Origin of the sequence: Desertimonas flava (genome assembly GCF_003426815.1) — a bacterium.
Lineage (GTDB): Bacteria > Actinomycetota > Acidimicrobiia > Acidimicrobiales > Ilumatobacteraceae > Desertimonas > Desertimonas flava.
The window spans coordinates 305,522-318,822 of the sequence record NZ_QKYK01000003.1 but is presented as its reverse complement, the minus strand read 5'-3'; the positions used below and the strand labels follow the sequence as shown (position 1 = coordinate 318,822).

The following is a 13,301-nucleotide window of genomic DNA, read 5'->3' as shown; positions in this document are numbered from 1 at the left end:
GCTCCGAGGGCTTCAGAACGGGCGTCTCGGAGAGGGCGTGGTTGTCCCGCGCCGTCGCGGCCTGAGCATCACATAGGATTCTGCCGTGACCGGTCACGCGCACGCACTGCCCATCTTCGACACGCATGCCCACGTCCTCTCGGACGACCGTCAGGCCTACCCACCAGCCAAAGAGCACCAGGGCGCCGAGGTGGAGCCGTTCACCGGCGAGCAGCTTCTCGCCGCCATGGACGAGACGAACGTCGCCAAGGCGTGCGTCGTGCAGCGGTACTTCTTCTACGGGACCGACAACTCCTACGCCCTCGACACCGCGGCGACGAATCCCGACCGGCTCGTGCCGGTCGTCATGCTCGACTCGCACGATCCCGACGCTCCCGAGCTGTTGCGCCGGCTCGTCGAGACCCGGTCGGTCGGAGGGATCCGGTTCTCCCGGCCGACGTTCGACACAGACGACACGGGGTGGTTGAACTCGCCCCGCGTGATGCGTCTGTGGGAGCGGGCCGCCGAGCTCGGCATCGCCGTTGCGATGATCATGTTCGAGCCGCACCAGAGCTACAACCTGCCGGCCCTGAAGCTGCTGGCCGAGGAGTTCCCGGAGACGCCGATCCTCATCGATCATCTCGGCATCCGTCAGGGGGCGATCGCGTCCGTCCGGCGGCAGCGCACCGAGCCGGGGTACGTGCCCTACATCTCGACCGACGACTTCGGCATCACCGATGCGCTCCGCGAACTGCGCTCGTGCTCGAACGTCCACTACAAGTTCACCGGGATCAACCTCGGTTGCCTCGTGGCCGACTCGATCGATCCGGCCGAGTTCCTTCGGCGCTTCGCCGACGAGTTCGGTGCCGATCGCGTCGTGTGCGGGACCGACATCGGCCAGACGGAAGGGCCGTACTCGCGGCTCGTCGACGGCTTCCGGCAGGCGATGAGCGGGTTGACGCCGGCGGAGGCCGAGCTGGTGTCGTTCGGCAACGCGGAGCGCATCTACGGCCGGTCCGCCGGGCGGTGAGCTCAGCCGCGGGCGAGTTCGGTGCCGTCGGGTCGGTAGACGTGCCAGTGCCCGTGGGTGTCGCGGCGGGTGGTGAATCCGGTGTTCTTGACGAGGTTGTGGCGCCCGCACATGGGGCCTGCGTTGCGTGGCGAGGTGGGCCCGCCCTCGGTCGAGGGAGTGACGTGGTCGATCTGCCTCGGTAGATGCCCGCAACCGGGCCACATACATCGGAACTGGCCGGCGACCGCGGCTTGGAGGTAGGCGGCTTCGCGGCTGTTGCCGCGGTAGAGGCGGCTGCGGCGGCCTTGGTCGATGATCACGCCGGCCGCCCCGACGACGACTCGTCGGACGTGTCCGACCAGTGCTGCGGCGACGGCGTCGACCGGGTCGACGTCGGTGCCGCGCGACGTGTGGCACATCGGTCGGATCGTGTGGGTGTCGACGGCGGCTTGGCAGTCGGGTGCGAGGGTGGTGTCGGCGTCGCTGTTGCGGTGAAGGTGCAGGGGGTCGAGCAGGTCGAGCAGTTGCCGCTCGAAGGTCGCCTGATCGATGATGATGTTCACCGTCAGGTCGATGTCGCGACCGTTCAACGGAGCGATCGCAGCAGCCTCGAACAACTTCTTCATCGCCTCGGCCCGGCGTTGGCCGTTGGTGCGAGCGAGGTCGCCCGGGGTGACGTGCTCGTGTCCCAGGCGCTCTCGCGCCTCTTCGACGTCGAAGCGGTACTCGGCGTCGACGAACGCCGCGAAGGTCGTCTGCAACGCCTCGGCCTGGAGGCCGGCAAAGCTGCCCCGCAACAGCACCGTGGCTCCGACCGTGATGAAGCGGACGTCGCGGTTGCGGTGAGCTGTCTCCCTGCTGCGGTGGGCGCCGTCCTCGTCGACCAAACGCTCCCACTCGGTGAGCTGCGAGCTGAACTCGGCGACCAGCGCGGCGACCTCGGCGACTCGCGCATCGACGCCGCCCGCCCCGGCCGAACCGATGACGTCGGTACCCGCGACCTCGCCGGTCGAACCGGTCGAGATCGAAGGCGCCTCCAACAACATGGTCCCAGCATGACCAACCCCTGTAACAGAGTTTCTCGTCACCATGCAGCCGTCCGCCCAGGTCATTCGCGGCCGTGACGCCCGGCCTTGTCTCCGATCGAGGACGCGCTCCTTGACGACTTCATCCCCAGCGCCTTATGCGTGTCGCCGTGAGTCGGGGGCCTGCGGGCCAGCCGGACTGATCGGTCGCGCGCTGGCCGCTCGAGGGTGTGTCGCCGACCTACGTTCACTGGGGCACCGGGACAACGATGAAGCGCGCCAGTCCGAGAGTCGGGGAGTCCTTCCCGACTGGCCGGGCGCTCTTCCGAACACCGAACGCCGGGTCGGGGCGCGGAGCTGCCGGCATTCGGTGCGTCCGGTCTCCTCGTTCGGCACTCCGACCGCCGCCCAGTCCCGTCTCGACGGCCGCGTGAGCGCGCCTGATCGCCGACTGAGGACGCGGGTGGGACCGGCGGGTCGTCGTCGCGCGGTGCGACTGACATCCGGCGGTATGCGGCAGTACGTGAAGGACGGATCGGACGGGCTATTCGGGTGCTTGCGGGAGGAGTCGTGTCAGGCGGTTGGCGATGTCAGCGATGCTGGATGGGCCTGACGCGACGTCGATGACGAGGACGTAGACGTCGTCGTTGCCGGCGTCGGTGATGTCGATGCCGTTGAGTTCGAAGAAGACGGCCGTGGCGAGCCATCCGAGGCGCTGGTTCCCGTCGATCAGCGCGTGGTTGTTGGCGATCGACTGCAGCAGGGCGGCGGCTTTCGTCCAGATGTCCGGGTAGGCGTCACGGCCTGCGACGGTGGTCTGGGGTCGAGCGATGGCAGATCCGAGCAGTCCGACGTCGCGGATCGGGATCGGGGTTCCGAGGACTCGTTCGGCAAGTTCGAGCACGTCGTCGAGGTCGAGGTACTCGACCGGTGCGGTCACTCGCCGAGTCGATCGAGCGCGTCGCGGTGCGCGGTGATGACGCGGTCGGCGGCGGCAGAGACGCGATCTCGATGGGCGCCGCGAGCGACGAACTCGCGCACGGCGCGGCGTGCGGCGTCTTGCATCGAGATTCCTTCGGCTTCGGCACGTTCGCGTAGTGCCGTCTGCTCGTCATCGGTCAACCGCAAGGTCATCGCCACACCAAAAATGGTGTCAGTATGACACCGCAAGTGTTCGCGACCGACTGCCGGCGGTACCGGACGCGTTGGGTGCGGGTTATCGGCCACCGTTATGAGACGGTCGTCCGGCGTCAGGTCTCGACCGTGACACCGATCAGGTCGACCGTCGTTTCGGACGTCGCTATGCCAAACACAGCGATCGCCCGCACCAGCACCCCGGCTGTGATCAGCATGCGGCCGGCCGACACCCCGTCAACGATCTCGGGCAGAGCATCGAAGTCGGTGGCAAAGCGCTCAACGATCGCCGGCAGCTCGAGCACGAGAAAGTCAGTCGCCGATGGCTCGCCGTTCGGTCCGCGCTCGGCTGCGAAGTATGCGTCGAGCTGATCGAAGAAGTTGGCGGTGACCCGGACGACCCGGCGGACTGTCACTGGGACGAATCGTCGATGACGCCGTGCTCAACGAGTAGGCGTCGGCCGTCGGCGCGGGCTCGCGTGACGAAGCTCTCGGGGAGCTCCGACAGGTCAGTCGAGGACCGCTCGTTGACGAGCCGCTGGCGTTCATCGGGTGTGAGTCGCTCGACATCGACGGCGGTGCGGATCTCGGCGGCGTCCATCGTCTGCAGGCTACGCGATCAGCCCTCGCTGAGCGACGCGACGGGGAGACCCCGGCGGTAGCTGGCATCGTGGGCCGAGGATTACCGGACGGCGGTATCGGACGGTGTGCCAGCGTCGGTGGTGTTCAGGTGCTCGAGTACGAGGTCCCAGGCCGAGCGGTACTGCTCCCAGTTCTTGATGCTGCGTCGCATGTAGATCTTGGCTGAGGCGCCCCACTGGGGAGCTGTCTCTGCCACCTCTGCGACAATTGGCATTGGAAGGACGAAGAAGTCGGGGTCGCGTGTCCCGTCGTCTTGCTCGGTGATGATCTTCGCCTTGCGGTAGCGGAACCCGCGATTCAACGCGACGAGGACGACGAACTCGGCGTCGTCAACGGCGAGATCGTCGATCTCGCAAGCGTTGACGAGGCGACCCTCACGACCGTGCTCGACGACGCGCCGTACACGTCGATCGCGTACCCATTCGAGCTGTATCCCGACGAGCTCATCCGCGAAGCACGTCGCATGCTGGTCTCCGCCGGATCGGAGTGCCTCGACAACGCTGGCATCTCCAAGCCCGGCGAAACGGTGCCACCCGATCTCGACATCGACGCCATCTGGGACCACTGCGTCTCCATCACAGACGCCCTCGTGCAGGAGCTTCTCAACTCACGTGCAGTAAGGCAGATCCTCGCATCCCTCACCGAAGCAACAGAGCCATCTCGCTAACCCGCACGTCGCCGTCGCGCCCGCCGAGCGGAGCAAGCAATGAGCACCGCTGTGGGCCCCAGTACCACAGTCACCGCGCCATGGCCTCAAGCAACGACGTAGGACCGGCGTTACAGGACGAGGGACGACGGAGAGTTCGGGCGCGTTACTCGGACACCCGTGGTGGCATCGGATCGGGCGCGCCGCGCCCCGTGGTGATGCGATGGGAGGGCGGGCGTCGCGGTCACATTGCTCGCAACCAGCGACGCCGGCGAAACTGTGCAAATGGCTGACCCTTGGGCGAGCTGGGAACAAGTGGCCGCATCCGAGCCTTCGGATCTACATGAGGGGGTGGTGCCGCTCTACGCGTTCGGCTGGCTCAGGACTGAGGTCAACAACGGCGGGTTCCATCAACTGTTTCTGAACGGTGCGGGCGATGTCGTGGCCGACGCCGTCGCCGCTAGCCGACGAGTGGGCTTGCCGACGCGCTCCGCGCTCATCGAGCGCGCCATGCGCGTGCTCGGCGATCCTTATCCCGCCGAGCGTCAGGCTCGCATGGCTGCGCTCGAGGACCTGAGCGCGTCGGACCTCGAGTTGCTCGACATGCTGAGCGAGAACTACTTCGACCTCGAGGCAGCCGTGGAGGTTGACGATCACATGCGAGATCTCATCCCTGGCGCATAGCTCCACCGGGGTGGGGACACCCGACGAGCAACTCTGGAAATCAGTGAGCGGTGTCAACGACGGTGGCAACGCCGTCGGGCAATGATCTCCGCGTCGACCGTCGTCCCGGCTGGTGATGGTTGCGTCGTGCGACGTCGGGTTGTCTCTCCTCCTACCTCAATCGTACGTAGCTGCTGTTCCTCCACACCTGTCATGAATGTCTTCGAAGAACCGGCGTTGGAGGCGGCTGTCACCTGGGCTCGGTGCAGACTCAGCGAGCGGCCGCAAGCTGAGGGCCCGCGTCGACTGTTTCGATTGGATGCCATGTGTGTGCGATCCCACGCATGATCAGTGCGTGATCGAACCGGACCGAACCGGCGGGAAAGACGGTCGTGTCGTCGAAGAACGACGAGCGCACCAGGTCGACGTCGAAGGGCTCCACCTTCCACTCGGCTGTGCGCAGCTCAAGGCCGTCGAAGCGAACCGGATCGCCGGTTGCCGACCATCCTCGACATCCGTTCGCGAAGAAGGTCGACGACATCTCCAGCGAGTCGAAGACCGAGCCCGCGGGCAGCGTGCGGCCCACGGAGCCCGTCACCTCGACACTGACTCGTCGGTCGCGGCTCCGGTAAGCGACCTTCTCGCTCACAGCGGTCGAGGCCACCGTGAAGTCGGCGCGGTGATGAGCACCAGGAAACAGTCGCCCGCCAACCCACGTGGTGATGCGAGAACTCGAGTCCCGCCTCGGTATGAACACTCCGCTGCTGTCAGGTTCGTCCGTGCGTACGACGGCGAAACGGTGCGCGGCGTTCTCCGAACGCAGCCCGATCCAACCGGGCAGCCCATGCGGCCGAAGCTTGGCGAGTCGGATGAGGCACACGCCGGCGACGGCCCGGCCTGCGACAAGCTGCGGTTCGAACGGCGCTGGCAGAAACTCAGCAGCGACATCCGGCTCGACGGCGAAGTTGACCAGCAGGCGGCGATCGATGACACCAGCGAGAGACGGCACCACAATCACCTACGCAGTCTGCCCTCGAGATGGCTCGAGAGCACCCGTGAACCGGCGGTACAGGACGCGGGATGCCGCGATTCTCGGACGTTGTTCTCGGACTGTGCGCTCGCACGGGTGCCTGCGGCGACCCACGGGGCGCTCGTGCCTTGCCTGAGCGCGACGCCGGTGTGTCGGGGCCCGGGGCTACGGTCACGCACGTGGGTAAGGGATTCGGGGCACCGGGGTTGGCAGCGGTGGTGCTGGTGGGAGTGCTGGGTGGTGTCGGGCGACTGTCTGCAGACGGGGTTGGGTCGGCCCCGAACCCGACGGTTCCGGCAACGACGACGACGTCGACCACGGTGCCGGGCGCGCCCGCTTCGTCGGTCGTTCCTATCGAACGTTCGTCGGACGACGCCGACGAACCGCTGTGCGCGACGCGCATCGACCCACCCGAAGGAACTGAGACCAGCGAGGCGCCACCACAGATCACGCTGGAGGGCGAGATGAGTGTGGTCAACACCTACGGCGTCCCGCTGGGCGAGGAGTTCCACGGCGCAGGGATGACCTGGACCGACGACGGTCGCAGGGTGGTGATCGCGGCGTTCGTGGCCAACTTCGCCGAGCACCGCGCGGCTCTCGTCGATCTCGTCGATGACCCTGATCATCTGGTGGTGTGTCGTGCCCGGCTGACGAGGAGCGAGGGCGCGGCCATCGTCGCGGAAGTCCAGCCACGACTCGCCGAGTTCGAGCACGCGTTCGGCCCGAACGGCATGGACGGCCGCGTCGACGTCAACGTGCTCGCCGGCCATGACGCGACCGCCGAGATGCTTCACACCGACTACGGCGACCAACTCGACCTGTCGCTCGGGGCGTTTCCGTATCCGATGCCCGACCCGCTCCCGGAGCCGGTCTGCCCCGACCTCCCGGCAACGACTCCTGACCTCCCGTACGCCGTGACGGAACCGGTTCCGGTTGTCGTCACCGCCGCCCACGGGGTTCACGCCACCGTCGGAGTCCCGTTCGTCAATGCCACGTCGGAGCGGATCGCGTTCGGATCCGGCCATCCGTCGGTCTACCTGGCCGACCCGGAGACCAGTGATGTCGTCGGTGTGCCGAACGCCAACTTCGGTCTCACCTCGAACCTGGTCCCGGTCGATCTCGAACCGGGCGCGGTCTTCGACGGGACAGTGAGCGTTCCGACCGCGGCGTGCGATCCGTCGGTCGGCCACACACTTCCGTCGGGCGACTACGACCTGTACGCCGTGTACAGCGTGGTCACCGACACGGTGAACATCACCGAAGGCGACTTCGCCGTCGGCCCGATCGCCATCAGCATCGTCGAGACCTAGACCGGCGACTCGAGATGGTGGGCTGCCGGCCAGCGGACACCTCATCCAGGCAATACAACCGGTCGGCCGTCGACGGTCCGCCACATCGATCCGCTCCCTGACGTGGCTCGGGGTCGTCTGACAGTCCCGACTGAGGATCCAGCCGGCGGTACAGGACGCCGGGGTCCACTTGGTGGGAGACGCGTTATCGGACACTCCCATACCTAGCAAGCACGTCCGGGCGGCTGCACGTGACGATATGGATGTAGTTCCTTCGGGCGGGGGGTTTCGCTCGGTGCATCCTCGAGCGTCCGCTGAGCGCCGGCTCATCTACATGATCTCCGAAGCGCGTGGAGCCGGCTTGTCTGCGCCGAACCAGTCTCGGAGCCAGTCAGCTTCGTCCTCGCTCAACGCTGCGACGTCGATAAGCAGGCCGACGACGGCGCGTACCTCGGTCCTGGACCAGCCAAAGGCTTGTACGAGCGTGCGGACACCGGCTACGGCCTCGGGGTGCTGGAGATGCGGGGCTCGTGCGATGCGAGCGACCTCGCGGTTGGTGGCGAGTAACTCGATGGCCCGCGAGATCGCATCGGCGGGATCGCTCACGCCTGTGTCGATGACCAGACCGTTGGAGGCTTCGTGACGTAGCTCAACCTCCCACACCCGGTCGTCGCGTTGGCTCGCTCTCACGTGCCAGGGCGCCGCGGCATTGCCAGGCAGCGCTTCGCCAACCGCCACCTCAATGTCAGCCGCTGAAACGTTCATGCACGGCAGTTTGGCCGACCTGCCGGCGGTGCGTAGCCCGATCGCCGAATCAAGGATGCTTCCAATCAGCGATAGCGGACGGTAGGGATCCGGCGATACCGGACGCCGGTCCGTGCTCGTGGTGTCGTCCTATTCGGATGCTCGCCTGGCGTCGATACGAGCTTGTAGGCCGGCTGGCCAGCGCTCTTTGTGGAGGAGCTGGAGGTGCTCGAGCTGCCAGTCACGACCCGTGATGACCTGCCTGCACGCCGCTGCGCCACATCGGCACGTCATCTCGAAGGTGACATCGTCGGAGATCACGCCGTAGTCGCTGGTGAGCTCGGATCCGGGTTCGAGGTCGACGCGGGCCACGAGCTCCAATGGCGCGCCGAACCACATCGTCGGGTCGCAGCTGTGGTTCCCGTAGTGGGCGATCGAGCCTGCTCGAAGTACGAGGTGACGGTCGGGCCCGATGGCGATCGTGTCGACGTAGGTGCCGTTGGCGTCTGCGTCCTCGAAGAGCTCGTGAAGCTCGGCGGTGGTGACTGCCGTTCCACCGAAGCGGATCAACGGCGTGCCGGCGGGCACTGCCTCGTCGATGAACAACCCGTCGCCAGCGATCGCCGAGCACCGAACCCGCACGGCGGGGTGCACCCACACGTCAATCGGGATCCTCTCCACCGCACCAGTGAAGCTCACCTCCGACCACGACGCGAGGAGGCCGGCGGTACCGGACCGTGTCCACCGCGGTTATAGGTTGCCGGTTTGAGATGGCCCAGCGAGGCCGAGGAACACCACGATGGCGCGGCCGAGTCGGACCATGTCTTCGTCATTGAGCCGTCCGATGCGTTCGCCGAGTTTCGAGCGAGGGACCGTTGTCAGCTTGTCGACCATCATGCGACTGGTCTCGCGGAGCTGGTTGTTCTCATCCGGCATGACGAGCACACGAAACAGCGGTGCCTCGGTCGGATCGGTCGTCATCGCACAGACGGTGATCGAGCCCGTCGCATCGAATCGGTCGTCTTGCACGACGACCACGGGGCGAGGCTTACCGACGTAGCCGCTGCCTGCCGCAGCGGTCCAGATCTCGCCGCGCCTCACTCCTCGTCCAGGCTGAGTGCGTCGATGAACGCTTGGTCGTCCGCGGCGTGCTCACTAGCGGCAACGGCGGCGGACTGCTGGTGGGCCTGCGCGGCGAAATCCGGCGAGCGGACGTCGGGCACCCAGATCTGGACCGGACGAAGACCCTGCGCCCGGAGCCGCTGGCGGTGCTCGCGCACGCGCTCTGCCCCGGATACAGGGGTTCGTCGGCGGGGCACACCACAACGTTACATGTAACGACCACAGCGAAACAACTTCCGCCGCCATACTGCCGGCGATACCGGACGCTGGCGTGTGTGGTATTCGGCGGCCTTACACGATGCCCCAGGGTTCGGCCTCGATCGGGGGCGACACTGGCGCCGTGCGAACCAATCGCGGAAGCGGAGCTTCGCGAGGCTCGTTCGTCGACGTCGAGCGTGGTGCAGCACAGCTTCGCGAGCGAGCGCGACCGAACTCGGCGCAATCGCCACCACCCCTGCCCTACAGTCCGGATCCCTCGGCCTGATCGGCTCGTTGCTCCACACAAGCGTGCCCCTACACGACGTCGCTGAACGTCATTGGCAATTCGTGGTCGAGGCGATCGAGCGGATCTCGATGCTCATCGCCTCACTGTCGAAGGTCTCGATGAGGCAGGTGGCGGCGAAGAGGATGTCGTACCGGAACATCTGCTCTGGGTATTGACCGGACTCGTAGCGGCCTCGAACCTCGTCGCTGGTGATCAGGAAGTCGATTCCCGACTCTGTGTACCAATCGAGAGGAACGTCGATCGCCTGAGCAAGCGGAACGATGTCGTAGGAGTTCGGGGGGAGCCAAGGTCCGTACGACTCGACTGCCAATGACGAACCTTCGGGAATGGACTCTTCGATGAAGTTCCGGGCAGCGGTCCAGGGGTCTTGGAGCGATTTACTGACTGCCTGGCTTGCGAACATGGCCGGGACAGCCAGCGCCAGGGCGCCGAACGCTATGAGCGAGCGTCGGAGTGGTGCGGCGTCGGAGAGCGCCGTGAGGCCAGCCGCACTGAGTGCCGCCAGCAGGCCCGACACGACGAGGAGATTCCGATCGAACCGCGTGGTGTATGTCGAGAGAAAGCCGACGTACCCGACGCACGAAACGATGGCCGGGAGCCAGACTCGTGCTGATGATCGCCGCATGAGTACGAGGACGGGAATGGCGGCGAGAGCCGGGCCGACCATCCACCACGACGTCGTCAGGTAGTAGGTCAACGCGCCGCCCTCATAGCCGGGGTGTCCGCTTCGATAGTGCGTCTGCTCACCGCGGAACCAAGCCCAGTACGTCGGGAGGTCGGCCAGGACCTGCGGGCTGGCGACGGCGAAGCCACCGATGATCGCGGCACACAGACCTGCGATCGTGGACCACGCGCGTTTACCCTTGACGAGCAGCACCGCGACGATGAGGCCAGGCCCCAACAGCGCAGCGTTGTACTTGGCAGCAACCGCAAGACCGAAGACCACGCCGGTTGCTCCGACCTTCCAGCGCGCCGGTCGGATGACGTAGCCGGTCGCGCCGAGTAGGGCCGTCGTGGCCAGCATCCCGGCCAACGGATCTACGGTGACGGTTCCGCCGAGGCGAATGTCCAGCGGGTTCAAGGCGGCGAGCGCAGCGGCCAGGATCGCGGCACCGTCGCGTCCCGAGAGCCGTCGGGCCAAGAGCGCTGCCGCAGCGACCGTCGCCGTGCTCGCGGCGAGCGAGAAGGTCCGCATCAACACGACACTCGGTACGTTCGTGATGCGTATCGCGACGAGCGATGATGTCTCGACTGGCGAACCGCTGAGGCCGGTCACGGCCGAGAAGACGGTTGTGAGCACCGCTTCGGCGTTGAAGAACAGTGCCGGGTAGCTGTAGACCGTCGAGTCCATCGAGTGGTTCTGGGCCATTGTCCAGATCGCTTCGATGTGGCGAGCCTCGTCCGAGTTGTGGGCAAAGGGAAGCGGCGCAAAGGCTGGGATCGCCCGGAGAAATGCCCCCAGCAGGGCAATGAGCGCAATCGCGGCTTGGACACGAGAACTCGGCGGGTGCAGACGCACCCGCCGAGTTCTCGTGTCGGAGTCAGGCGACGCCGCCGGTCGCCATCCAACCGATGTACAGATTGCCATTCAGAGTGAATGAGACGTTCGTCCATGTGTAGCCGTCGCGGACGATATGTTGGCAATAGTTGTGGATCGGTGTGCCGCTGGCGACACACATGATGATGTTGTTGGCGAGTTGCGCACTTGATCGCAGGTTCTTGCATTGGCCAGGCGATCCGGCGACGTGAGTGGTGCCGCAAGTGTCGGCCAGTGCAGTCCCCCCAGTGGCACCGAGCGCAGTAGCGGCGGCGATTCCGAGCCCAGCAACAGTCCGTCGAACTCCCCGTTTCATACAAGTCCCTTTCGTCGTGAACGCAGCGCCGCCTAGTTCGCCCTGAACTGGACTGGCCCAGCGCCGGTGAGGCGGTACTCCACAGGTAGGCCGGTACCGCTGGCTTCGTAACCCCCGATCGACGTACAGGGCCGGTCCCCCGAAGGACTGACAATCGAGGCCCAGGAGGCCAAGCGCGCTAGCGGCAGCTTCGGGACATCGATGGACATCAGCGCAGGAGGCACGCTGCCGTCCTGTGTGGGCACCGCCCGGCCGGCGACGAGAGTTCTCAGGAGCGCGCGAGTAGTTGGCAGGACACCATCTCCAACGTTTGGTGGAGGCGACCTATGACCCGTTTGGCGGATGTCGCGGCCGGAGGTGTCTGCCTATGTCTCGATGCGGTTCAGAAGTGACGAGTCGAGGAGCACGATGGACAACGAAGAGGATCTGGTTGCATGGGCCGAGTCGTATGAATCACCTTTGGTGGTCGTCTTCGGGGACGTCGTGGACACGACCCTTGGCAGCGGGGGCTTCTTGCCTGACGGCATCGGTTTCGTCAACCTCTTGCCGGAGTGATGGAGGGTGAACACACAAGAAAGAGTCGAGGCGGTTGGCAGGGAACGGACCTAGTACTGGATTTCACCCTTGAGCAGCGTCCGTCGAGTTCGTGGAGGGGTCCGGACTCCCAGCGAGTTGACCGGTGGTACCTCGGGTCGAAAGTTCCTGCTTCGCTAGGAGCTGCATCCCATCCCCGAGACGGGTCACCGGAAGCCCTTATCCGAAGGCCGGGCAACTTCTCGGCTGTCGAGCAATCAGGTCAAGACGTAGCGATCACGGCGAGCCTCGCGCCCATGATGCCTGTGTATTGGGCCCGAGATGGTGCCAGGCTGCGTGTGTCGTGCTCCGCTCGATCACTCACCCGAAGTAGGCGTGCTGATCTCGCGTATCTCGCGGGATTGCTGTCTGGCACCACGATCACAGAATGCTCCGTGGGACAGGCACCGTTCGAGGACGTTACAGCTGTCGCGCCTGGCACGCGAGTGAGGCACGATGCCAGGGGCGCACACCGCAGTTGGTGGTGGGGTCCACGCAACGGCTCCGACTCGTCAACAGCCGACAGCTTCGCAGACCTGCTTGAAGGAGCCGTTTCCAACTGTGTCGGCGGACGGAGAGGGGCAGTGACGACCGACTGGAGCGGTGGCGCCGACTCCAGAGCTATTGCCATGTTGGCAGCACGCACGACGGGGGCCTCGGTGGACGATCCTCTGAATGTTGTCACCTATAGTGACCGGACAGGCAATGCCGATCCCGAGTTCCAGCGGGCTCGGATACGCGTCCCGATTTAGTTCGCTTCGTCAGCGTAGTGTCGTCCGCACGCGAGGGTTCTTTACCGATCTGATGGCCGTTCCCTCGACGGATCGACCGTTCGAAATGGCGTACGCATACCGACGGACCGCCGAGGTCTTCACGACAGCGAGATCGCATGGAGCGCACGTTCACCTCACCGGCGACGGGGGCGACGCAATCCTCTCGGCGTCACCAGCCGTGCTCGCCGACACCATCGGCCAGTTCCGGCTTGCGTCGATCACGGATGGGGCGAGGAGACTCCGGCGTTTGCATCGAGCAGGAATTCTGGGCGTAATCGCGGCTGCGAATCGCGTCCGGCGCTCGGCATACG

General features: G+C 65.8%; 17 protein-coding genes. 5 read left to right on the top strand and 12 right to left on the bottom strand.

Annotated elements, in window-relative coordinates; translation table 11 throughout:
* The first annotated feature begins 85 nt into the window (after positions 1 to 85).
* On the top strand, positions 86 to 1,009 hold the full coding sequence (locus tag DN771_RS06340) for an amidohydrolase family protein (protein WP_116996497.1): 924 nt from the start codon (positions 86 to 88) through the stop codon (positions 1,007 to 1,009).
* A gap of 2 nt (positions 1,010 to 1,011) precedes the next feature.
* Here DN771_RS06340 and DN771_RS06335 read toward each other — a convergent pair whose 3' ends face one another.
* The 6 genes from DN771_RS06335 to DN771_RS29330 form a co-directional block, all read right to left on the bottom strand.
* A complete protein-coding gene (locus DN771_RS06335; protein WP_116996496.1) occupies positions 1,012 to 2,037 on the bottom strand; it encodes a hypothetical protein in 1,026 nt (341 codons plus the stop codon).
* A gap of 523 nt (positions 2,038 to 2,560) precedes the next feature.
* Positions 2,561 to 2,956, bottom strand: coding sequence for a type II toxin-antitoxin system death-on-curing family toxin (locus DN771_RS06330; RefSeq protein ID WP_116996495.1), 396 nt, complete (start codon positions 2,954 to 2,956; stop codon positions 2,561 to 2,563).
* Positions 2,953 to 3,150 (bottom strand): ribbon-helix-helix protein, CopG family, encoded by a 198-nt coding sequence (locus tag DN771_RS06325; protein ID WP_116996582.1) that lies wholly within the window; start codon positions 3,148 to 3,150, stop codon positions 2,953 to 2,955. Before DN771_RS06325 ends, DN771_RS06330 begins: the two co-directional genes overlap by 4 nt.
* A 116-nt stretch (positions 3,151 to 3,266) precedes the next feature.
* Entirely contained in the window at positions 3,267 to 3,455 is a 189-nt protein-coding gene (locus tag DN771_RS29335; RefSeq protein WP_162941620.1) for a hypothetical protein, read from the bottom strand.
* A gap of 107 nt (positions 3,456 to 3,562) precedes the next feature.
* Positions 3,563 to 3,751, bottom strand: coding sequence for a hypothetical protein (locus DN771_RS06315; protein ID WP_116996493.1), 189 nt, complete (start codon positions 3,749 to 3,751; stop codon positions 3,563 to 3,565).
* 81 nt (positions 3,752 to 3,832) lie between these two features.
* Positions 3,833 to 3,988, bottom strand: a complete 156-nt coding sequence (locus DN771_RS29330; RefSeq protein WP_162941619.1) for a hypothetical protein — start codon at positions 3,986 to 3,988, stop codon at positions 3,833 to 3,835.
* A gap of 186 nt (positions 3,989 to 4,174) precedes the next feature.
* Between DN771_RS29330 and DN771_RS06310 the strand changes: the two genes are divergently transcribed.
* Both DN771_RS06310 and DN771_RS06305 read left to right on the top strand, forming a co-directional pair.
* Positions 4,175 to 4,459, top strand: a complete 285-nt coding sequence (locus tag DN771_RS06310) for a hypothetical protein (RefSeq protein ID WP_162941618.1) — start codon at positions 4,175 to 4,177, stop codon at positions 4,457 to 4,459.
* A gap of 264 nt (positions 4,460 to 4,723) precedes the next feature.
* Positions 4,724 to 5,122, top strand: a complete 399-nt coding sequence (locus tag DN771_RS06305; RefSeq protein WP_116996491.1) for a DMP19 family protein — start codon at positions 4,724 to 4,726, stop codon at positions 5,120 to 5,122.
* Between the two features lie 250 nt (positions 5,123 to 5,372).
* On the opposite strand, the gene DN771_RS06300 is transcribed toward DN771_RS06305, so the two are convergent.
* Positions 5,373 to 6,119, bottom strand: a complete 747-nt coding sequence (locus tag DN771_RS06300) for a DUF2071 domain-containing protein (protein ID WP_205528442.1) — start codon at positions 6,117 to 6,119, stop codon at positions 5,373 to 5,375.
* Between the two features lie 476 nt (positions 6,120 to 6,595).
* Between DN771_RS06300 and DN771_RS06295 the strand changes: the two genes are divergently transcribed.
* A complete protein-coding gene (locus tag DN771_RS06295) occupies positions 6,596 to 7,441 on the top strand; it encodes a hypothetical protein (protein WP_162941617.1) in 846 nt (281 codons plus the stop codon).
* A 309-nt stretch (positions 7,442 to 7,750) separates the two neighbouring features.
* Here the strand turns inward: DN771_RS06295 and DN771_RS06290 are convergent, their stop codons facing one another.
* The 5 genes from DN771_RS06290 to DN771_RS06270 form a co-directional block, all read right to left on the bottom strand.
* Positions 7,751 to 8,185: a hypothetical protein gene (locus tag DN771_RS06290; protein ID WP_162941616.1), complete on the bottom strand. Its 435-nt coding sequence runs from the start codon at positions 8,183 to 8,185 to the stop codon at positions 7,751 to 7,753.
* 129 nt (positions 8,186 to 8,314) lie between these two features.
* Positions 8,315 to 8,845 carry an SET domain-containing protein gene (locus tag DN771_RS06285; RefSeq protein WP_162941615.1) on the bottom strand — a complete coding sequence of 177 codons (531 nt, stop codon included), beginning with the start codon at positions 8,843 to 8,845 and terminating at the stop codon, positions 8,315 to 8,317.
* Between the two features lie 69 nt (positions 8,846 to 8,914).
* Positions 8,915 to 9,265 carry a type II toxin-antitoxin system PemK/MazF family toxin gene (locus DN771_RS06280; protein ID WP_116996487.1) on the bottom strand — a complete coding sequence of 117 codons (351 nt, stop codon included), beginning with the start codon at positions 9,263 to 9,265 and terminating at the stop codon, positions 8,915 to 8,917.
* The gene (locus tag DN771_RS06275) at positions 9,262 to 9,483 is read right to left on the bottom strand and encodes an antitoxin MazE family protein (protein WP_162941614.1); all 222 of its coding nucleotides are present in this window, start codon (positions 9,481 to 9,483) and stop codon (positions 9,262 to 9,264) included. The genes DN771_RS06280 and DN771_RS06275 overlap by 4 nt, the downstream gene beginning before the upstream one ends.
* Before the next feature lie 336 nt (positions 9,484 to 9,819).
* A complete protein-coding gene (locus DN771_RS06270) occupies positions 9,820 to 11,310 on the bottom strand; it encodes a glycosyltransferase family 39 protein (protein ID WP_162941613.1) in 1,491 nt (496 codons plus the stop codon).
* A gap of 742 nt (positions 11,311 to 12,052) precedes the next feature.
* Here DN771_RS06270 and DN771_RS06265 point away from each other — a divergent pair.
* Entirely contained in the window at positions 12,053 to 12,199 is a 147-nt protein-coding gene (locus DN771_RS06265; RefSeq protein ID WP_162941612.1) for a lasso RiPP family leader peptide-containing protein, read from the top strand.
* Positions 12,200 to 13,301 lie beyond the last annotated feature (1,102 nt).

Coding starts and splice junctions, on each gene's coding strand:
- DN771_RS06290 (WP_162941616.1), bottom strand. CDS start 8,185: ATGAACGTTTCAGCGGCTGACATTGAGGTGGCGGTTGGCGAAGCGCTG.
- DN771_RS06295 (WP_162941617.1), top strand. CDS start 6,596: ATGAGTGTGGTCAACACCTACGGCGTCCCGCTGGGCGAGGAGTTCCAC.
- DN771_RS06265 (WP_162941612.1), top strand. CDS start 12,053: ATGGACAACGAAGAGGATCTGGTTGCATGGGCCGAGTCGTATGAATCA.
- DN771_RS06305 (WP_116996491.1), top strand. CDS start 4,724: ATGGCTGACCCTTGGGCGAGCTGGGAACAAGTGGCCGCATCCGAGCCT.
- DN771_RS06315 (WP_116996493.1), bottom strand. CDS start 3,751: ATGGACGCCGCCGAGATCCGCACCGCCGTCGATGTCGAGCGACTCACA.
- DN771_RS06325 (WP_116996582.1), bottom strand. CDS start 3,150: ATGACCTTGCGGTTGACCGATGACGAGCAGACGGCACTACGCGAACGT.
- DN771_RS06335 (WP_116996496.1), bottom strand. CDS start 2,037: ATGTTGTTGGAGGCGCCTTCGATCTCGACCGGTTCGACCGGCGAGGTC.